The sequence below is a fragment of the Flavobacterium columnare NBRC 100251 = ATCC 23463 genome (assembly GCF_002530675.1).
Lineage (GTDB): Bacteria > Bacteroidota > Bacteroidia > Flavobacteriales > Flavobacteriaceae > Flavobacterium > Flavobacterium columnare.
In genome coordinates this window covers 71,294-91,803 of the sequence record NZ_PCMX01000016.1, presented here as the reverse complement: position 1 = coordinate 91,803, position 20,510 = coordinate 71,294, and the positions used below count along the sequence as shown (strand labels likewise).

Below are 20,510 nucleotides of genomic sequence, written 5' to 3'. Positions count from 1 at the left end.
AAAACTTACTACAGCCCACATCCCGTGGGCTTTTTGCTTTATAATTCTATCCTCTTTTAAATTGTATGACAAACTCTAATCTTAAAAAAAACATTCCCATTCTTCTAATCTTCGTTTTTTTTCTAGGAACAGAGTTTCTAAATTAATATCCTCTTTTTGTCCCAGATTATGCGTTAGACTTTATAATGAAGATCAAAAGACAAAGAAGATAAAAAAGTCATTATTTATACTATGTAATACATTTCTAATCCCTAATCCAAGCTTAAACAATCTATATTTACAATAACCGTATTATAGTATAACAAACGTGATTCGTTTCCTTTATTTCTTAAAAGCGTTCAAAGCATTTTTTGTAAAATCAGATAAAACTAATTTTCCAGAAACAGCTGCACGATCATACAATAATTCATCCCAGTGACTTGTCCCTTCCCATAAGACTTTCTTAAATTCCAGCAAAGCTTCTGGATTATAGCCCGCTAATTGTTTTACAAATTCACCCAATGCCTGATCCATAGTTTCTACATCTTCAAACAACTTAGAATACAATTTATGTTGAAATCCCCACTCTGCACTTTTCCATTCTGTAGGTGAAAGCGTCATTTCGGCCATAGCTGATTTGCCTATTTTTCTTGAAACAGCTGGTTCTATTACAAAAGGGCCTATACCTATAGCTATTTCCGATAATTTTATAGCTGCATTATGGGTAGCAAAAGTATAATCGCAAGCAGACACAAGACCTACTCCTCCTCCAACTGTTTTACCTTGAACTCTTCCTATAATTATTTTTTCGCATTTTCTCATAGCATTGATAACATTTGCAAATCCACTAAAAAAAGTTTTCCCTGTTTCTAAATCATTTACTTCTAGTAATTCATCAAAAGAAGCTCCTGCACAAAAAGCCCCTATTCCTTCGCTTTGTAAAACAACTACCGCAACTTCTTTGTTTTCGCTAATTGCATAAATTTCTTCTGCTAATGATTTTAATTGTTCGCTTGGAAATGAATTACTAGCAGGATGTGAAAAAGTAATTCTTGCAATTTTGTCTTTTATAAGGGTATTAATGGCTCCTTTCATATTTTAATTTTTTATTTATTACAATTCAAATAGTCTTTTTTAATTATTAACAAGGCACTAACAAATTCCACTTTCACAAGTAATTTACTTCTAATTTTGTTACAGAGGAAACTATCCGAAAAGGTCACAATCTTATTGATTTCGACCTAAGGAAGGTTCAAACGAAGTGAACAGGCGAAAAAACCGCACAATCTTAATCATGTGAGTTCTCCTGTCGTCAAAGCGACACAGTAAACGTTGAGTTTTGACTTTTCAGACACCCTTATTTTCTTTTAAAAAAAAATCCCGATTTTATCGGGATTTAAGAATATACATATAAAAATTATTTTCCTTTATTTACTTCGGCTACATATTTCTCAAGTGCCATCGTCATAGAAGGCACTCCTGGTGCTGGTGCCATGATATCTATACGCAAACCATGATCAATAGCTTCTTTTTGGGTTGTGCTTCCAAATACCGCTATACGTGTGTCGTTTTGTTTAAAATCAGGAAAATTTTTAAACAATGACTGAATACCTGTTGGACTAAAAAAGGCTAATACATCGTAATATACATCTTTTAGATCCGATAGATCACTCATTACTGTTCTGTAAAAGGTACCTGGAGTCCAATCTAATTTTAAATTATTTAAAGTTTGAGGCACATCTGCATTTAGTTTATCAGACGCAGGTAGCAAAAATTTTTCATCTTTATACTTTTTAAAAAAAGAAGACATATCTGCAAAATCCTTTTGCCCTACATAAATCTTTCTTTTTCTGTAAACCACATACTTCTGCAAGTAATAAGCAACTGCCTCCGACTGACAAAAATAACGTAAATCTTCAGGAACCTTATAACGCATTTCCTCTGCCACTCTAAAAAAATGATCAACAGAATTCTTACTAGTTAAGATAATCGCTGTATAATTATTCAAATCAATTTTTTGAGCGCGAACCTCTTTAGCGGGCACTCCTTCTACATGAATAAAGGGTCTAAAATCAACTTTTATTTTATGTTTATTTTGTAAATCAAAATAAGGCGAGTTCTCAACTTTTGGCTCGGGTTGCGATACTAAAATCGTTTTCACTTTCATAGTCAAAAAATGTTGTTTTTGTACAATTATGCTTTTACCTATTTGTAATGTAATAATACATAAAAAAATACGGTGCAATTTCCAGGGCGCAAATATACAAAATAAAATAAAACAACTTCCTTAAAAGTAAGTTTTGATAATTTCGCAATGACACAAGATAAGTTACTGCATTTATTATTAAAATTATAACTAAAACTCCAAGAATAACATAGTGATTCATTAAATTAGTATAATATAATACCATATCTACAGGCAGCAATAAAATCCCCAAATAAGTCCTATAACTCACTTTAAAAAGATTAAACTGCTCCACAAATAACTCTGTATCAAATGAAGTGGCTATAATTTTTTCTATTAAATATTTTGACAAAACAAAAAAAGTCAAAAAGGTAATAATTTGAATAAAGCTTATCCAATTCGTTTTTGTGGTATATCCATAATAGGATAAAACTAATTGAATAAAAAAGGAAAACGATATTAACTGAACAAAGAACAATAATATTGTAAACCAAGTCATTAGGTTACTCGGATCCTTATAAATTTTTATGTATTTGTTATTATATACTAACTTAACAAAATCAGTAAAGCGTTTTTCAAAAACGGCCTTAGTAATCGTTACCACCCCTATAGTTGCAATAAAAACTATAGTAATCCAATTTTTACTCTCTACAATTCGAGGAATTAACTCATAGTTATTCATAATACAAAATTACAAAATTTTCATTCCCTTTATCGAATTATAAATAATTTAGGAGTCACATAATTTAAAAAGATTATTTTTGCAGCACAATTTAATAAACTTATGCAGGACTCCATCGTTATCATACCTACTTACAACGAAATAGAAAATATTGATGCCATTATTAGGGCTGTTTTTGCTCTACCTAAAAAATTTGATATTTTAATTGTCGATGATAACTCACCTGATGGCACTGCAGATCGGGTAATTGAATTACAAAAAGAATACCCCGAAGCATTACACCTTGAAAAAAGGCAGGGAAAGGCAGGATTAGGAACGGCTTATGTACATGGTTTTAAATGGGCTATACAACATCATTATGACTATATTTTTGAAATGGATGCTGATTTTTCACACAACCCTAATGACCTCATAAAACTTTACGAAGCTTGTAAAACACAAAATGTGGGTATGTCTATTGGTTCTCGATATATCACGGGAGTAAATGTAGTGAATTGGCCTTTAAACCGTGTTTTACTATCGTATTTTGCTTCTGTCTACGTCCGATGGATTACTGGAATGCAGATTCAAGATGCCACCGCTGGTTTTATATGCTACCAACGTCAAGTATTAGAAAAAATAAATCTGAACCAATTAAAGTTTACGGGATATGCTTTTCAGATAGAAATGAAATACAGAACTTTTGCTAATCATTTTAAAATTATTGAAGTCCCTATTATTTTTACGGATCGCACAAAGGGCGAATCTAAGATGAGTGGTGCTATCATACGAGAAGCTATTTTTGGTGTGATCCTGTTACGAGTTCGCAGAATGTTTAATCTACTATAAAAACTCAATATATTATGAAAACTATTTTAATTAAAAACGCTCAGATAGTAAATGAAGGCCATATTTTTAAAGGAGATGTTTTAATTGAAAACGAGTTTATCATAGACATCGCTGAGCACATTACTCCCTTAGAAGAATTTCAGGTCATTGATGCTCAAAACAACTATTTAATTCCTGGAGCTATAGATGATCAAGTACATTTTCGTGAACCTGGTCTAACCCACAAAGGAACCATAGCATCTGAATCCAAGGCCGCTGTAGCAGGAGGCATAACCAGTTTTATGGAACAACCTAATACTGTACCTAATGCGGTAACACAAGAATTGTTAGAACAAAAATACGAAATAGCCTCTAAAACTTCTTACGCTAATTACTCCTTTATGATGGGAGCTACTAATGATAATTTAGAGGAAGTACTCAAAACCAATCCGCGCAATGTAGCTGCTATTAAAATCTTCTTAGGCTCTTCCACAGGCAATATGTTAGTAGATCGTGAAGAAGTACTCGAAAAAATATTTAGCAATACGAATATGGTTATTTGTGTGCATTGTGAAGACGAAACAACCATTCAGAATAATTTAGCTGATTATAAACAAAAATATGGCGATAATATCCCTATGGAGTACCACCATTTAATAAGAAGCAAAGAAGCTTGTTATATTTCTTCTTCTAAAGCTATAGAATTAGCTAAAAAAACAGGTGCCCGTTTGCATATTTTTCATCTTTCTACAGCTAAAGAAACAGATTTACTAGACAATTCCGTTCCGTTAGAAAATAAAAAAATAACAGCCGAAGTATGTGTACACCACCTATGGTTTACCAATAAAGATTACACAGATAAAGGCACACTAATTAAATGGAATCCTGCCGTAAAAACAGAAACAGACAAAAACGCATTGTGGGAAGCCTTATTAGACAACCGCATTGACGTTATTGCCACAGATCATGCGCCTCATACACAAGAAGAAAAACAAAACCCTTACACAAGCGCTCCTTCAGGTGGTCCTCTTGTACAACATGCTGTAGTAGCATTATTTGAAGCTTTTCATCAAGATAAAATTTCTATTGAACGAATTGTTGAAAAAATGGCTCATAATCCAGCTAAATTATTTCAGATAGATCGTCGTGGTTTTATCAAAAAAGGATATTATGCTGATTTAGCCATTGTCAATACAAACTCTCCTTGGACAGTTTCTAAAGACAATATTCTATACCAATGCGGTTGGTCTCCTTTTGAAAATTACACTTTTAAATCAAAAATTACACATACTTTTGTAAATGGTAATTTGGTATACGAAAACAATCAAATTAAAAATCTTCAACAAGGGATGCGATTAGAATTTAACCGATAAATAATACTTATAATATGAACAAAATAGCTTGCTTTTTCTTAATTATCTTTTTTTTATCTTGCCAAAATGCTCCTATTAAGGAACCCGATAATCTTATAGATGAAGCAACTATGGAAAAAATACTATACGATTTGGCATTAATCCAAGCTATTAAAGGTCATGATGCCAAATTGCTACCAAAGAATCAGATTGATCCTCAAAAATATGTTTACAAAAAATACCATATAGACAGCTTACAACTTGTAAATAGCAATAAATACTATTCTTCTGACATTGTAAACTACAAAAAAATGTATGATCATGTCATAGAAAAAATCAAAACAGAAAAAATCAAAACAGAAAAACTACGACAAACCGAATTAAAAAAAGAAAAACTAAAAAAAGAAGAATCATCTAGGTAGAATTATTAAAAAAACCTATTATACTTTTTTATGTCCCTACTAAACATAGAGTTCACACGATCTGCATATAGTTGAGCAAAATTAACCCCAACCATCATAGAAAAATGTATTTTAACTAAATTTAATTAATTTATTTTTAAATAATCTTGTACGGTTATAAACTCAACATTAATTGCCTTCTTAACTTTTGAATGATCATAATAATCCATAGTTTGCAAAGTACGTATCATATCTTTAGATAAAACTCTAGTTTTACCAAATAATCCTAAGAACCAATCGAGAACATACGCTAATTTTAAAACTCCTGATTTTATCAAAATAGTTGGCTTTTTAACTCGTAATTTATCCGCTATAAGACTTGTTACTTCTTGGTACGAGATTGTTTGAGCAACCACTATAAAACGCTGACCTGAGATAGTACTTTCCATTAATTTTTTCATAATACAAACCACATCATTTACTGATACAAAACCAGTACCTCCATTTGTATAAAAAGGAATTTGAGAAGCCACTTTATTATATATATCCCCACTTCCTTCTCTCCAAAACAAAGGCCCTAAAACAACCCCTGGATTAACAATTACTACTGGTAATCCTTCTTGATAGGCACGCCATACCTCCATTTCTGCTCCATATTTAGAAATAGCGTAATCACTATGTGGTAACTCTGGATTCCATTCCGTTTCTTCTGTTATTTTATCTTCATACTCTTTTAGATCACCTAAAGCAGCAATAGAACTTACATAACATAACTTTTGAACTCCAAAATCAACAGACAAATTAACTACATTAGCAGTTCCTTCAATATTTACTCTTCTTAAATTTTCTTCTTGTTTGGGATCAAAAGATATTAAAGCGGCACAATGATAAACTTGGGTAACACCTTGAAAAGCCAATTCTAAAGAAGATAGATCTAGTATATCTCCTAGAATCCAATTTATTTTATCAAACTGATCTTTTTTATGATGGTACTCAAATACTTTTTTTACTCGCTCTTTGTTTTTTTCTGTACGAAATAAAGCCTTTACCTTCTCTCCTGAATCAATTAAGTTCAAAATTAAGTGTGAACCTACCAATCCTGTTGCTCCTGTAACTAAAATCATGGTTCAAATATAAAAAAGATTAAAATTATATCATCTAATTTAACTATAGTAAAACTCATTTATGTTAATTCATAAATAGCCATAAGTCTTTTGAACCTAGAAACTTTGTAATGAAGATAAAAAGAGCAAAGAAGAAAAAATACACATTTTTTTTTCGCAGATATAGTTTTGCTACATTAAGGACAAAAAATGAAGGATTTTTTTAGAGTCAACGTTATTTTCATCTATAATAAATTACAATGTATAATCTGAATTTAATTTGTTTTGACAACAAACACTAACGATATTAAAAAAGCAAGCAGAACAACTTTCTGAAAAAAAATTCGCACACATCTAAAAAACACCAAAAATTCATTGCCTCCCCTATAGTGTTGGAGTAAACAACCTAAACATTAACACTTCTTTTTAGAATACCCTGAGCTTATTAAAAATCTGATATAGGAGTTCTAAAATCTAAAAACTAAAAACTTATCTTTGCAAAAATTTTTTGAATAATGAAAAACATAATTGCTGAATTACAATGGCGTGGACTGGTACACGATATGATGCCAGGAACAGAAGAACAATTGTTAAAAGAAAGCACGGCAACATATATAGGGTTTGATCCAACATCTGACTCGCTGCATATAGGAAGTTTAGTTCCTATTATTTTGTTAGTTCACCTTCGAAACTTTGGACACAAACCTTTTGCTTTAGTAGGAGGTGCTACCGGAATGATTGGAGATCCTTCAGGAAAAAGCAATGAACGTAATTTATTAGATGAGGAAAGTCTTTCTAAAAATGTAGAAGGTATTAAGACTGTTTTATCAAAATTTCTTGATTTTGATGCTACCGATCATAATGCACCTGTACTAGTAAACAACTATGATTGGATGAAAACATTTTCTTTCATAGATTTTGCTCGAAATGTAGGAAAACGAATTACCGTTAACTATATGATGGCTAAAGATTCTGTAAAAAAACGCCTTTCAGGCGAAGCAGGCGATGGCATGTCGTTTACAGAATTTACCTACCAATTAATTCAAGGATACGATTTTTACCACTTACACAAAACATACGGATGTAAACTACAAATGGGGGGTAGCGACCAATGGGGGAACATTACCACTGGTACTGAGTTAGTTCGTAGAATGAATGTAGATACCGAAGAAGAAGGTGCTAAAGCGTATGCCTTAACTTGCCCTTTAATTACTAAGGCAGATGGATCAAAATTTGGTAAAACAGAAAGTGGTAACGTATGGTTAACAGCCGATAAAACCTCTGTATATAAATTTTACCAATTTTGGTTAAACACTACAGACATAGACGCGGAAAAATACATCAAAATATTTACTTTCTTAGATAAAGAGGTAATAGACACGCTAATTGAAGAACACCGTCAGGCACCTCATTTAAGAGTTTTACAACGCAAATTAGCAGAGGAAGTAACAACTTTTGTTCATAGCAAAAAAGATTTAGAAAAAGCCGTTGCCGCTTCTCATATTCTTTTTGGGAATTCTACTTCTGAGGATTTAAAAAATGTAGACTCAGAAACTTTTTTAGAAGCATTTGAGGGAGTCCCCCAAGCAACCATTTCAAGAGAAGCTATCGAGGAAGGAATCAATATTGTAGATGTACTTAACGCTAAAACAAGTTTTTTAAAATCAAATGGTGAAGCACGTAGAGCATTAACTGAAAATTCTATCTCTGTTAACAGAGAAAAAGTAAACGAAGAATTTATTCTTCAAACAAAAGATCTCATCAACAATGAATTCGTATTACTTCAAAGAGGTAAAAAAAACTATTTTGTTATAAAAATTAACTAAAAATACAATTTAACACAAAAAACCGCTTTAAACAAGCGGTTTTTTTTATTTAAAAAAAACCAGTATTTATAAGCATTTCAGCAATTAATTATACTTTACTTATTTTAAACTGTTTTTTTAATTCATTTTGTTACAAATTATTTTATTTTATTGAAAAAATATAAATATATTCGCAGCCATTATTAACACCAACCAACCAACAAAATGAAAAAGAAGCTACTTTCAATTGCCTTAATGGCAACGGGGGTTCTATTGGCTCAAGATGGCTTATGGAAACGTGCAAACGCCAATCAAAAGAATCTACTAGAAAGCAAAATTCAACTTCCTGAAAAAAATTTATTTGATTTAAATGTCGATTTAATCAAAGAGCAATTAGCAAAATCACCTAATCGATTTAGTCGTTCTACTTCAGCAACAATTATATCACTTCCTAACTCTGAAGGCAATTTAGAAAATTTTAGAGTTTATGAAAATTCTAATATGGATCCTGCTTTGCAAGCTAAATATCCTCAAATCCGATCCTATATAGGAATAGGCATTGACAATCCAACTTCAACTGCCTATTTTAGTATATCTCCTTTAGGATTTAAGTCTATGACATTAAACGCTGGAAAATCAGCCTCTTTTATTGAACCCTATTCAAAAGATCTAAAAACTTATTCTGTGTATAAAAAAGCAGATAAAAAACAAAATTTAAGTTCTTTTGAATGCAAGATACTTGACAAGATAGAGCCTAACCTAAAAACTACGGCTACAAATTTGCGTCCTAATGCGGATGATGCGACCTTAAGAACTTTTCGATTGGCACTATCCGTAACAGGAGAATATACGACTTATTTTGGAGGAACTAGAGCACAAGCATTGGCTGCTATGAATGCAACAATGACCCGTATAAATGGCGTATTTGAAAAAGATTTCAATATTCGAATGAATTTAATTGCTAACAATGATGTCCTTATCTATACCAATGCCTCTACAGATCCCTATTCAGCAGCATCCACAGGCACAAACGGTGCTTGGAATACGGAATTACAAAACAACCTAACTAATACTATTGGCAATGCTGCTTACGACGTAGGTCATCTTTTTGGAGCTTCAGGCGGTGGTGGCAATGCCGGTTGTATTGGTTGCATTTGTGTAGATGATACTTCTAGCAAAACTGATAAAAATAAAGGCTCTGGTTATACTTCCCCTTCTAACGGTATCCCTGCTGGTGATACTTTTGACATTGACTATGTTGCTCATGAGTTAGGGCATCAATTTGGTGCTAACCACACACATTCTTATAGCAGTGAAAGAACAGGAGCTAATATGGAGCCTGGTTCTGGATCTACAATTATGGGATACGCAGGTATTACTCCTCAAGATGTACAACGAAATTCAGATGCCTATTTTCATGCCTATAGCATTCAACAAGTAACAAATAACATAAAAAATAAGGCTTGTTCTGTAAATACTGCAACTGGCAACGCTATACCTACTGCAAATGCAGGTTTAGACTTTACGATTCCTAAAAGCACTCCGTTTATACTTACAGGAACAGGTACTGATGCTGATGGAGATGCTTTAACCTATATTTGGGAACAATTTGATAATGCTACTTCAACACAAACTGGAACAAGCTCTGCTGCTAGTGCTACCAAACCTTCTGGTCCTATATTTAGATCATATAACCCAACGAATTCTCCTTCGAGGTATTTTCCTCAAATGGCTTCAGTTCTAACAGGATCAACCACTACTCAAGGTATGGATATTTTAGTAGAAGCCTTACCATCTGTTGCAAGAACCATTAACTTCCGCTTTACCGTTCGCGACAATAGAGCTGGTGGTTCTGCTAATAATTCCGATGACATGATTGTTACAGTAAATGGAACCGCAGGTCCTTTTGCTATTACATCACAAGGAATTGCTACATCTTACACAGGAGGCACTTCTCAATTAATAACTTGGAATGTAGCAGGTACTACTGCAAATGGCGTTAACTGCTCTAATGTGGATATTTTATGGTCAACAAATAACGGTGCAACTTGGACAACTTTATTAGCTGGAACTCCTAATGATGGAACAGAAAGTATAACTATTCCTAATACCCCTACTCCTACAGGTAGAATTATGGTAAAAGGTTCTAATCATATCTTTTTTGATATTAATAATGCTAATATTACTGTAACTGCGGGTTCATCTGATACAATACCCCCAACAGCTCCTGCCTTAAGCGCATCTGGTACAACAACTTCTTCTACTAACTTGTCTTGGAGTGGTGCTTCTGATAATGTAGGAATTACAGGATATGACGTGTATTCAGGAACCACCTTATTAGGTTCCATCACATCCACAACTTATAATGTAACAGGCCTAACACCTTCTACAACCTATTCTTTTACAGTTAAAGCTAAAGATGCAGCTGGTAATATTTCTATTGCAAGTAATATTATTAGTGTAACAACTTTAACTCCTGTAGTTGATACAGTTGCTCCAACATCTCCAGTCTTAAGTGCATCTGGTACAACATCTAATTCAACTAACTTATCTTGGAGTGGCGCTTCTGACAATGTAGGAATTACAGGATATGATGTGTATTCAGGAACCACCTTATTAGGCTCCATCACATCCACAACTTATAATGTAACAGGCTTAGCACCTTCTACAACCTATTCTTTTACAGTTAAAGCTAAAGATGCAGCTGGTAATATTTCTATTGCAAGCAATGTTGTCAATGCAACTACACTATCTAATACACTCAATTATTGCACATCAAAAGGCAATAGTACTGCTGATGAAAAAATAGGAAAAGTTGTAATTGGAACAATCAATAATGCTTCTACTAGCACTGTTGGTTATGAAAACTTTACAATGCTATCTACTTCAGCAGTAAGAGGTTCAACTCAAACGATAACAATTACCCCATCATGGAAATCGACTGCTTATCCTGAAGGTTATTCTCTTTTTATTGATTATAACCAGGATGGTGATTTTACAGATTCAGGTGAAAGTGTTTGGACTAAAGCTCCTTCTACTACAACCTCTGTTTCTGGTACATTTACAATTCCAACCACTGCAACTTTAGGAGCAACAAGAATGAGAATTTCTATGAAATACAATGGAATTCCTACTTCATGTGAAACTTTTTCTTATGGCCAAGTAGAAGACTATACAATGAATATTACTTCTACTGCAAAAGAAAATGAAAAGAATGAAAATGGTATTTCAAATTTTGAAATTACCGTATTCCCTATTCCATCTTCTGAAACACTTACAATTAAAGGTGTTTCTGAAATGGCAACTTATAAAGTATACAACTTAGTTGGACAAACCGTTTTAGAAGGAAAAATAAACAATGAACAAATCAATGTAACCAATTGTAAAGCTGGAAGCTACATATTAGAAGTTTCTGACTCACATTCAACTGTTACTAAACGCTTTATCAAAGAATAACTTTGATAATTAACCCAACCCCCAACCAAAAAGCTATCTCCTAGAGGTAGCTTTTTTTGTAAATAAAATCATTATTTTAGCAAAAAAGATCAAAAATGAAAAAACTAGCGCTATTAAGCGTAACGCTTATGAGTATTAATTCTGGAATCGCACAAAACACCATGACTCCCGATTTGTTGTGGAAATTGGGTCGTGTAACACCTCTTGGAGTATCAAAAGATGGAAAAAATATTATTTATAAAGTAGCTACCCCATCTATTGAGGAAAACAAATCTATTAGTAAATTTTATACCATTCCTATTACAGGTGGTAATGCCAATGAAATTAAAGAGTACACAGAATTGATAAAAAACAAGAACATTTCTCCTGATGGAATGTACTTACTTTCTGACAAAGAAGTTAAAATAACTCCTGTATTAGGAAAAGATTTTTACCCAGAATTATCTCTATCAGAGGCTCAAGTGTACGACGGTCTTGATTATCGTCATTGGGATACCTGGAGAGACGGCACATACAATCATGTCTTCTTTGGCGGAGTACCTGCGCCTAATGTTCGTTTGGCTCCACCTATAGACATTATGGAAGGAGAACCTTACGATGCTCCACAAAAACCATTTGGAGGGGATGAAGATTATATTTGGTCTCCTGATAGTAAAAACATCATCTATGTCTGTAAAAAAAAGACTGGAACGGCTTATGCAACTAGTACGAACACTAATTTATATCAATATAATATTGAAACTAAACAAACTGTAAATCTTACGCCTAATAATCTGGGTTATGATACACACCCTGATTTTTCGCCAAACGGTGATCTTACTTGGTTACAAATGAAACAGGATGGTTACGAGGCTGATAAAAATGATATTATTGTAAAACATAAAGGAATTGAAATAAACCTAACTGCTAACTGGGATGGAACAGTAGAGAGTTTTAAATGGAGTAAAGATGGTAAAAAAGTCTATTTTATTGCTCCTATAGATGGCACAAAACAATTGTTTGAAGTAAACTTCCCTGGATTAACCAAAATAGCTATTGGAGTTAAACAAATTACTAATGGTGATTTTGACGTAACACAAATTATAGATTCTACACCTGATCAAATTCTTTTGATGAGAAATGACATCAATCATGCGTCTGAAATTTATTCTTATCATTTAAAAAACAAATCTTGGAATCAAATAACTCATGTTAATACAGAAATCTATAATAATTTAAATTTATGTAAAACAGAGAGACGTTACGTAACCACTACAGATGGTAAAAAAATGTTGGTTTGGGTTATACTTCCACCAAACTTTGATTCTACAAAAAAATACCCTACTCTATTATACTGCCAAGGAGGACCACAAAGTGCCCTAACTCAATATTATTCTTTCCGTTGGAATTTTCAAACAATTGCATCACAAGGCTATATAGTAGTTGCTCCAAACCGTAGAGGAATGCCTGGTCATGGTGTAAAATGGAATGAACAAATTAGCAAAGATTGGGGTGGTCAAGTAATGGATGATTATTTATCAGCTATTGACGATATAGCTAAAGAATCCTATGTAGACCAAACGCGATTAGGTGCCGTAGGCGCAAGCTATGGTGGGTATTCTGTATTTTATTTAGCGGGAATTCACAACAATCGTTTTAAAACATTTATTTCACACTGTGGGATTTTTAATACCCAAAGTATGTATGGAACTACAGAAGAAGTATTCTTTACCAACTGGGATTCAGGAGGTCCTTATTGGGAAAAAAATAACATTGTTGCACAAAAAACGTATACTGATTTTAACCCTATCCATTTGATTAATAACTGGAACACTCCTATTCTTATTATACAAGGAGGGAAAGATTATAGAGTTCCACTAGGACAAGGTCAAGAAGCTTTTCAAGCAGCTCAATTAAAAGGAATAAAAAGTCGTTTTTTACATTTTCCAGAAGAAAACCACTGGGTTTTAAAACCACAAAACGCATTGGTATGGCAACGCGAATTTTTTAAATGGCTCAAAGAAACACTATAAAAATAAAAGCGGTAGCCCCTCAAACAAGGCTACCGTTTTTTAACTTTATTATACTACGTATAATTATTCTACTGTAACTGATTTAGCTAAGTTTCTTGGCTGATCTACATTACAATCTCTTAGTACTGCTATATGGTATGACAATAACTGTAAAGGAATAGTTGTTAATAATGGTGATAAAGCGTCTGAACATTCTGGAATTTCAATAACGTGATCCGCTAAAGAGCGCACTTGTTCATCTCCTTTAGTCACTACAGCAATTATTTTACCACTACGGGATTTAATTTCTTGGATATTACTTACCACTTTATCATAGTGTCCTTGTTTAGGTGCAATAACAATTACAGGCATGTGTTCATCTATCAATGCGATAGGACCATGTTTCATTTCCGCTGCTGGATAGCCCTCAGCATGTATATAAGAAATTTCTTTTAGTTTTAAAGCACCTTCTAAAGCCACTGGAAAATTGTACCCTCTACCTAAGTACAAACAATTGGTAGCTTCTTTATAAACCTCCGCTATTTCTCTTGAAACCTCATTCGTTAACAACGCTTCTTCTACTTTTTCTGGCATTGCCTCTAATTCAGATAAATAACGATGGTAATCTGATTTTGACAAACTTCCTTTTGCCTTAGCTAAGCGTAAAGCAATCATGGTTAAAACCGTAATTTGCGTAGTAAATGCTTTTGTGGAAGCTACCCCAATTTCTGGTCCTGCATGCGTATAAGCTCCAGCGTGAGATTCTCTAGAAATAGAAGATCCAACTACGTTACAAACACCAAATACAAAAGCTCCTTTTTCTTTTGCCAACTTGATAGCTGCTAAAGTATCTGCTGTTTCTCCTGATTGAGAGATTGCAATTACGACATCTTTATCACTAATGATAGGATTTCTATAACGGAACTCAGAAGCATATTCTACTTCTACTGGAATGCGAGCAAACTCTTCAAAAATATATTCTGCTACTAAGCCTGCGTGCCAAGAAGTACCACAAGCAACAATTAGAATTCTATTTGCATTCGTAAACTTTTCTAGGTTGTCTTCCACCCCAGCCATTTTAATAATTCCTTCATTAGAGTGCAAACGTCCTCTATAAGTATCTTTTATTACGCTAGGTTGTTCGTAAATTTCTTTTAACATGAAATGATCATAGCCTCCTTTTTCAATCTGTTCCAAGTTCATTTTTAATTCTTGAACATAAGGATGTACTAATGAATCATCTTTAATTTTTCTTACTTTCAATCCTTTTTTCAAACGGATAATTGCCATTTCTTCGTCTTCTAAATAGATTGCGTTAGAAGTATACTCAATAAAAGGAGAAGCATCTGAAGCTATAAAAAATTCGTTTTCAGCAACTCCAATAGCTAAAGGGCTACCCAATCTAGCCACTACTATTTCATTGGGTTTTTTCTTATCAAAAACACAAATCGCATAGGCTCCGACTACTTGATTTAAAGCAATTTGTACGGCTTTCCCTAATTTTATGTTTTCTTGTTTTTGTACTTCTTCTATCAGATTAACTAATACTTCCGTATCCGTATCTGAATGAAAAACATAGCCTCTATTAATTAATTCTTTTTTTAAAGGTTCATAATTTTCAATAATTCCATTATGAACAATAACTAAGTCTCCAGAGTTAGAAGTATGAGGATGTGAGTTTACATCATTTGGAACCCCGTGTGTAGCCCAACGTGTATGACCAATCCCGATAGTACCATTTAATGATATTTGTGTTTTAGATTTTTCTTCTAAATCAGAAACTTTTCCTTTAGTTTTAGATAGTTTTAGGTCTTCGCCATCATACAGTACCAAACCCGCACTGTCATAACCTCTATATTCTAATCTTTTTAACCCTTTTACTACAATAGGATAAGCTTCTCTATATCCTATATATCCTACGATTCCACACATATTAATTTCGTTTAGTATAGCTTATTTTAAATTGAACTCTATTCTCTCCTTGCATTCCTCCTAAAACGACTCCTAAAGGACTTATTACTGTAGTTGAAGGAATACTTTTTAAAATATTTGTTGTGTTTTTTAATGCACTTATAGCCGATAATCCTTGTGCCTCAGGAGTAATATAAATACTTTCGGCAACAGCAAGCCCCAACCTTACATTTGTATACGTACCTGTCTTATCATTTATAATCTGGTTAATATGATCTGTTAAACGAATACGGTACATGTATTTGCCATTTACTTTTTGTAATATACCCCCATGAACATATTTATCCTTTTTAGGAAAATTAGTTAATTTAGTAATATCATTTGTATAATCTAACAATGATCTTGTTTTTTCTGCATTAAACAAGTACAAACGCATTGGATTAAGGTAATAAAATGACTTATTACTACTGCTTAGCGAGTTTACAAAATTTGGATCTACAGTAAAATACAAACTAGCATCATTAACCAATGCTCCTTTATTTTTCAAATCATCAATTAAAGCTTGGTCTATTTTAATTTCTGCTATTGATCCTTGACCTCCTTTTAAGAATAAGTTATCTGTTGGTACATCTGACGAAAGAGCACTTGAGTAAGCCGCTGACTTACTATGTTTTAACACATTTAAAGTATTACCCGTCATTTTCAATACTAAGGTTTTCATTTCTTTTCCCTTATTATCAGCTTTATCTTGCTTGTAATGTATCGTTACATCTCCTTTCTTAAAATCTAATCCCATCATCACCTCTCCGTTTCCAGAGGCTCTAAATGTCAATCCTCTATAATAATCCACAAAGGCACTATTACTTATTAAATGTCTTGAATCAGCCTTTATAATACTATTTTCAAAATGAGATTTATCTAAATGTAAACGCATACGGGGAGAAAGACGTTCTGCTATATTCTCTGGATTATATTTTATAGGTAATAATTTTTGTGTTAGTTCATCTACTTTTGGTTTTTCAAACTCCGCTTGGTTGGGTTTGAAATTAGTGTTTTCATTTGAATTAACAGCATTATTTAATTTTTCTCCAACTACTACGTTTAATATACTTTCTTGATCGGAATAATATTTTGCGTTTTTAGTAATATCATTCACATCATAACTATTCAAAGCAAAATTATTTCGAAAGACTTCTAAATTAAAAGTGGGTAATTTATCCGACTTAAAATCTGTATAATAATCTTTTGTATTAGTATAAATAGAATCTAATCTATAAATACCTCTACCATTAGTATTGGTACTTAATTTAGTACTAAAATAAGGCACCGAAAGTACCACACTATCCACCTCAATACCCGTTCCAAATACAGGTTCTGCGGTTTCTAATTGTAATTGCGTAACAAAAGAAGCGGTTGTTTCTCCAAAATAATCACTTTTCAACAATCCTAAATGATTTATAGGAAGATTATTAGACTGAACTGGACCTAGATCTAGATCATTAATAGTTACACTACTTGACTTATCTTCACCTCCTAAAAAAGCAAATGTTTCATCCCCTACTAAATCAGCGCCTAGCGTATTATAATCTTGATCACAAGATAAGAAAAAAACTGAAAATAAAAATATTGAAAGTTTCTCAAAAGTTTTGAATCTCATTGTATTAACTTAATATTTGAGTTTTATAAAATTCGGTATAAGCCTCAGCAAATACATCTTTAGGTGCGAAAGGTAAAAAAGGTTTTTTAGAAGCTTCTATAAATTTTGTTAAAGTTAAGGATATTTCTTCTGACCCCATTACTACACCGTCTGAATGGTTGATAGCTACCATCATTAAGTTTTCATACGTTGGATTATCCAATTCTTGAATCGCCTCTTTTGGCACCCCATCAAATTGAATTTTTTTTGAAATTTGAGCGTCTAATATCCCTTCATAGCCCTCCTGAAAAATAGATGTAACTATTTTTGTTTCTGAAAATAACGCATCATCTTTATAATAATGCTTCATATAAATAGGCAATAAAGAGGCCATCCATCCTTGAACATGGATAATATCTGGAACCCAATTTAATTTTTTTACTGTTTCAATTACTCCTTTTGCAAAAAAAATAGCGCGCTCATCATTATCTTCAAACAACACGCCTTCTTCATCCGTAAAAGTAGACTTGCGTTTAAAATATTCATCATTATCTATAAAGTATACCTGAATACGTTCTTTGGGTATAGAAGCAACTTTTATAATCAGAGGCATATCGACATCATTTACCACTAAATTCATTCCTGAAAGTCGAATTACTTCATGTAATTGATGCCTTCTTTCATTTACATTTCCATAACGTGGCATAAAAATTCTAATCTGCCCACCCTGGTCGTTAATCATTTTCGGCAAATCAAATGACATCAAAGACACCTCATTTTCAGGCAAATAGGGCACTAATTCGGATGACACATACAATATCCTTTTATCCTCCATCTTTACTTTACTGTTTTGTTTATTGGACACAAATCCACGCAAAATTACAAATTTTTACGGAGATAACGACTAAAATAGTAATTTTGCACTTATTTTAAGAATTTTATATGCCTTTATTTACCCAAAAAAGCGAATTAAAAAGACATTTAGATACTTTTTTAGATCCAAAAAAGACAATTGGTTTTGTTCCTACTATGGGAGCTTTACACCAAGGACACTTGTCGTTAATAGAAGAAGCTTTAACAGATAACGATCTTGCAGTTGTGAGTATTTTCGTAAATCCAACCCAATTTAACAACCAGGAAGATCTTGACAAATATCCACGAACGCTAGAAGAGGACTTAAGCAAAATTAACACTGTTCATTCTAACGTTATAGTTTATGCCCCAAATATTGACGATATATATGAAGGCAATACGGTATCAACTCATTTTGAGTATGATGGCTTAGAGTTTGAAATGGAAGGCAAGCACAGGCCTGGTCATTTTGACGGTGTTGGGACTATTGTCAAAAAATTATTTGAAATCATCAATCCTACAAATGCTTATTTTGGAGAAAAAGATTTCCAACAATTACAAATTGTTAAAAAATTAGTCAAAAACTACAACATTCCTGTCAACATTGTGGGTTGTGCTATTTATCGAGAAGCGAATGGACTGGCAATGAGTTCAAGAAATCAGCGTTTATCTCCACAACAAAAAACAGAAGCCTCCTTTATTTTTAAAACGCTAACTACTGTCAAAAACAATTTCCATAATCAATCCCCTGAAAGTTTAACAAAATGGGTTCAAGAGGAATTTTCAAAACAATCCTTATTTGATTTAGAATACTTTGAAATAGCAGAAGAAGAAACTTTAAAAACCTGCACAGAAAAATTACCGAACAAGATTTATCGCGCTTTTATAGCTGTTTTTGTAAACAATATACGTTTAATTGATAACATTTCATTAAAATAATATAATTTTGTACCATGCGAATTGAAGTTGTAAAATCAAAAATCCACCGAGTTAAAGTAACGGGTGCCGATTTGAATTATATCGGAAGTATAACTATTGACGAAGTCTTAATGGAAGCCGCAAATATTTTTGAAGGTGAAAAAGTATCTATTGTTAATGTTAACAATGGAGAACGCTTAGAAACTTATGCCATCAAAGGCCCTAAAAACAGTGGTGAAATTACATTAAATGGTCCTGCTGCACGCAAAGTACACCAAGGAGATATTATTATTATTATTTCGTATGGGAGCATAGAAATCAGTGAAGCCAAAAACTTCAAACCTTCTATTGTATTCCCTAATGAAGAAAACAATTCATTACAATAACGTGAGTAGTAAGTTACGCTCTTACGCCAGTTTGATTATTCCATTACTATTAGGTGCTGGACTGACTTACTATACGTATAATTCTTTTACAGAAAGGCAAATTGCTCAAATGAAATTGTATTTTACTACAGCCAACTATAGCTTTGTTACAATTTCTTTATTTATTGCCATTTTAGGCTGCCTATTCAGAGCTTATCGGTGGAAATATGCACTACAAGAAATAGGCGTACAACCCAATTTTAAGCTTAATTTCTTAGCTGTTTGTATAGGCTATTTTGTAAATTTAACAATACCACGATCTGGCGAATTTTCTAGAGCACTACTGCTAAAAAAATACCAAGATGTTCCTTTTGACAAAGCTTTTGGAACGATCATAGCAGAACGAATTGTTGATCTAATTTTTCTTTTATTATTTGTATTTAGTGCCTTAGTACTAGAAATAGATACGCTAAAAAGTTTTTTGCTCACCTATATTCCTATAGAAAAACTAATCCTACTTTTAATTATCGGTTTAATAGCAGGAATAAGTTTTATACTTATTTATAGCTTTTCTAATTGGAAGTATATCCTACTTTTTAAGTCAAAAATAGCAGGTTTAAAAGAAGGGATTTTCAGTTTATTATATATGCCTAATAAATGGAATTACTTGTTTTTTACATTCTTAATATGGTTTTCGTACGTATTAATGTTTTATATCACAGTATTTGCACTAGAAGCGACTAGCTCTATTAATTTTGGAACGATACTTGTGGCTTTTGTCATAGGAGGATTAACTATGTCATTTACCAACGGAGGATTTGGCTTTTTCCCCGTTTTAATAGCAAAAATTTTAGTATTGTATAAAATTCCTATAGAAGCAGGAAACGCTTTTGGGTGGATTGTTTGGACCTCTCAGCTTTTAATTACAATTCTTTTGGGTATCTTTTCATTTTCTGTTTTACCAATCGTTACTAAAAAAAAATAATTTAGTAACTTGCTTCACCAACTTAATAGATATTTACTATAAGATCTAGCCACCAATATCTATTTACATAAGTAAATAGAAA

The 20,510-nt window shown here is 32.7% G+C and carries 16 protein-coding genes; 9 read left to right on the top strand and 7 right to left on the bottom strand.

The features are described from left to right. Positions 1–321: 321 nt before the first annotated feature. The 3 genes from B0A78_RS02835 to B0A78_RS02825 form a co-directional block, all read right to left on the bottom strand. Positions 322–1,074, bottom strand: coding sequence for an enoyl-CoA hydratase/isomerase family protein (locus tag B0A78_RS02835; protein ID WP_014166743.1), 753 nt, complete (start codon positions 1,072–1,074; stop codon positions 322–324). A 322-nt stretch (positions 1,075–1,396) separates the two neighbouring features. After that, positions 1,397–2,146 (bottom strand): uroporphyrinogen-III synthase, encoded by a 750-nt coding sequence (locus B0A78_RS02830; RefSeq protein WP_014166742.1) that lies wholly within the window; start codon positions 2,144–2,146, stop codon positions 1,397–1,399. Positions 2,147–2,180: 34 nt separating this feature from the next. Then, a complete protein-coding gene (locus tag B0A78_RS02825) occupies positions 2,181–2,846 on the bottom strand; it encodes a DUF4271 domain-containing protein (RefSeq protein WP_014166741.1) in 666 nt (221 codons plus the stop codon). 102 nt (positions 2,847–2,948) lie between these two features. Between B0A78_RS02825 and B0A78_RS02820 the strand changes: the two genes are divergently transcribed. Genes B0A78_RS02820 through B0A78_RS02810 form a run of 3 tightly spaced genes read left to right on the top strand, consistent with a single transcriptional unit; the run spans position 2,949 to position 5,427 of the window. Next, positions 2,949–3,674 (top strand): polyprenol monophosphomannose synthase, encoded by a 726-nt coding sequence (locus B0A78_RS02820; RefSeq protein WP_065213795.1) that lies wholly within the window; start codon positions 2,949–2,951, stop codon positions 3,672–3,674. A gap of 14 nt (positions 3,675–3,688) precedes the next feature. Continuing rightward, complete coding sequence (locus B0A78_RS02815) at positions 3,689–5,026, top strand: dihydroorotase (RefSeq protein WP_065213796.1); 1,338 nt, start codon at positions 3,689–3,691, stop codon at positions 5,024–5,026. Between the two features lie 14 nt (positions 5,027–5,040). Beyond that, entirely contained in the window at positions 5,041–5,427 is a 387-nt protein-coding gene (locus B0A78_RS02810; RefSeq protein ID WP_065213797.1) for a DUF4296 domain-containing protein, read from the top strand. A gap of 125 nt (positions 5,428–5,552) precedes the next feature. On the opposite strand, the gene B0A78_RS02805 is transcribed toward B0A78_RS02810, so the two are convergent. Continuing rightward, positions 5,553–6,530: an NAD-dependent epimerase/dehydratase family protein gene (locus B0A78_RS02805; protein WP_014166737.1), complete on the bottom strand. Its 978-nt coding sequence runs from the start codon at positions 6,528–6,530 to the stop codon at positions 5,553–5,555. A gap of 494 nt (positions 6,531–7,024) precedes the next feature. On the opposite strand from B0A78_RS02805, the gene tyrS reads away from it, so the two are divergent. The 3 genes from tyrS to B0A78_RS02790 all read left to right on the top strand — a co-directional run bounded on the left by tyrS (position 7,025) and on the right by B0A78_RS02790 (position 13,782). Continuing rightward, entirely contained in the window at positions 7,025–8,335 is a 1,311-nt protein-coding gene (gene tyrS, locus B0A78_RS02800; RefSeq protein ID WP_065213798.1) for a tyrosine--tRNA ligase, read from the top strand. A 204-nt stretch (positions 8,336–8,539) separates the two neighbouring features. Continuing rightward, positions 8,540–11,770, top strand: a complete 3,231-nt coding sequence (locus tag B0A78_RS02795; RefSeq protein ID WP_097609340.1) for a reprolysin-like metallopeptidase — start codon at positions 8,540–8,542, stop codon at positions 11,768–11,770. 95 nt (positions 11,771–11,865) lie between these two features. After that, positions 11,866–13,782, top strand: coding sequence for a S9 family peptidase (locus B0A78_RS02790; protein WP_014166734.1), 1,917 nt, complete (start codon positions 11,866–11,868; stop codon positions 13,780–13,782). A gap of 63 nt (positions 13,783–13,845) precedes the next feature. On the opposite strand, the gene glmS is transcribed toward B0A78_RS02790, so the two are convergent. Genes glmS through B0A78_RS02775 form a run of 3 tightly spaced genes read right to left on the bottom strand, consistent with a single transcriptional unit; the run spans position 13,846 to position 18,143 of the window. After that, the gene (glmS, locus tag B0A78_RS02785) at positions 13,846–15,693 is read right to left on the bottom strand and encodes a glutamine--fructose-6-phosphate transaminase (isomerizing) (protein ID WP_014166733.1); all 1,848 of its coding nucleotides are present in this window, start codon (positions 15,691–15,693) and stop codon (positions 13,846–13,848) included. Position 15,694: 1 nt separating this feature from the next. Then, positions 15,695–17,329, bottom strand: a complete 1,635-nt coding sequence (locus tag B0A78_RS02780) for a DUF4270 domain-containing protein (protein WP_014166732.1) — start codon at positions 17,327–17,329, stop codon at positions 15,695–15,697. Positions 17,330–17,333: 4 nt separating this feature from the next. Further along, complete coding sequence (locus tag B0A78_RS02775; protein ID WP_014166731.1) at positions 17,334–18,143, bottom strand: glycogen/starch synthase; 810 nt, start codon at positions 18,141–18,143, stop codon at positions 17,334–17,336. Positions 18,144–18,250: 107 nt separating this feature from the next. Between B0A78_RS02775 and panC the strand changes: the two genes are divergently transcribed. From panC to B0A78_RS02760, 3 genes are read left to right on the top strand one after another with little or no spacing between them, the layout of a single operon-like run. After that, positions 18,251–19,099, top strand: coding sequence for a pantoate--beta-alanine ligase (gene panC, locus B0A78_RS02770; protein WP_065213801.1), 849 nt, complete (start codon positions 18,251–18,253; stop codon positions 19,097–19,099). Between the two features lie 14 nt (positions 19,100–19,113). Beyond that, the gene (gene panD, locus B0A78_RS02765; RefSeq protein ID WP_014166729.1) at positions 19,114–19,464 is read left to right on the top strand and encodes an aspartate 1-decarboxylase; all 351 of its coding nucleotides are present in this window, start codon (positions 19,114–19,116) and stop codon (positions 19,462–19,464) included. Continuing rightward, on the top strand, positions 19,439–20,428 hold the full coding sequence (locus tag B0A78_RS02760; RefSeq protein WP_014166728.1) for a lysylphosphatidylglycerol synthase transmembrane domain-containing protein: 990 nt from the start codon (positions 19,439–19,441) through the stop codon (positions 20,426–20,428). Before panD ends, B0A78_RS02760 begins: the two co-directional genes overlap by 26 nt. Positions 20,429–20,510: the final 82 nt, after the last annotated feature.

Excerpts from the sequence above, each read along its gene's own strand:
- B0A78_RS02835 (WP_014166743.1), bottom strand. The coding sequence starts at position 1,074 with ATGAAAGGAGCCATTAATACCCTTATAAAAGACAAAATTGCAAGAATT.
- B0A78_RS02830 (WP_014166742.1), bottom strand. The coding sequence starts at position 2,146 with ATGAAAGTGAAAACGATTTTAGTATCGCAACCCGAGCCAAAAGTTGAG.
- B0A78_RS02825 (WP_014166741.1), bottom strand. The coding sequence starts at position 2,846 with ATGAATAACTATGAGTTAATTCCTCGAATTGTAGAGAGTAAAAATTGG.
- B0A78_RS02820 (WP_065213795.1), top strand. The coding sequence starts at position 2,949 with ATGCAGGACTCCATCGTTATCATACCTACTTACAACGAAATAGAAAAT.
- B0A78_RS02815 (WP_065213796.1), top strand. The coding sequence starts at position 3,689 with ATGAAAACTATTTTAATTAAAAACGCTCAGATAGTAAATGAAGGCCAT.
- B0A78_RS02810 (WP_065213797.1), top strand. The coding sequence starts at position 5,041 with ATGAACAAAATAGCTTGCTTTTTCTTAATTATCTTTTTTTTATCTTGC.
- B0A78_RS02805 (WP_014166737.1), bottom strand. The coding sequence starts at position 6,530 with ATGATTTTAGTTACAGGAGCAACAGGATTGGTAGGTTCACACTTAATT.
- tyrS (WP_065213798.1), top strand. The coding sequence starts at position 7,025 with ATGAAAAACATAATTGCTGAATTACAATGGCGTGGACTGGTACACGAT.
- B0A78_RS02795 (WP_097609340.1), top strand. The coding sequence starts at position 8,540 with ATGAAAAAGAAGCTACTTTCAATTGCCTTAATGGCAACGGGGGTTCTA.
- B0A78_RS02790 (WP_014166734.1), top strand. The coding sequence starts at position 11,866 with ATGAAAAAACTAGCGCTATTAAGCGTAACGCTTATGAGTATTAATTCT.
- glmS (WP_014166733.1), bottom strand. The coding sequence starts at position 15,693 with ATGTGTGGAATCGTAGGATATATAGGATATAGAGAAGCTTATCCTATT.
- B0A78_RS02780 (WP_014166732.1), bottom strand. The coding sequence starts at position 17,329 with ATGAGATTCAAAACTTTTGAGAAACTTTCAATATTTTTATTTTCAGTT.
- B0A78_RS02775 (WP_014166731.1), bottom strand. The coding sequence starts at position 18,143 with ATGGAGGATAAAAGGATATTGTATGTGTCATCCGAATTAGTGCCCTAT.
- panC (WP_065213801.1), top strand. The coding sequence starts at position 18,251 with ATGCCTTTATTTACCCAAAAAAGCGAATTAAAAAGACATTTAGATACT.
- panD (WP_014166729.1), top strand. The coding sequence starts at position 19,114 with ATGCGAATTGAAGTTGTAAAATCAAAAATCCACCGAGTTAAAGTAACG.
- B0A78_RS02760 (WP_014166728.1), top strand. The coding sequence starts at position 19,439 with ATGAAGAAAACAATTCATTACAATAACGTGAGTAGTAAGTTACGCTCT.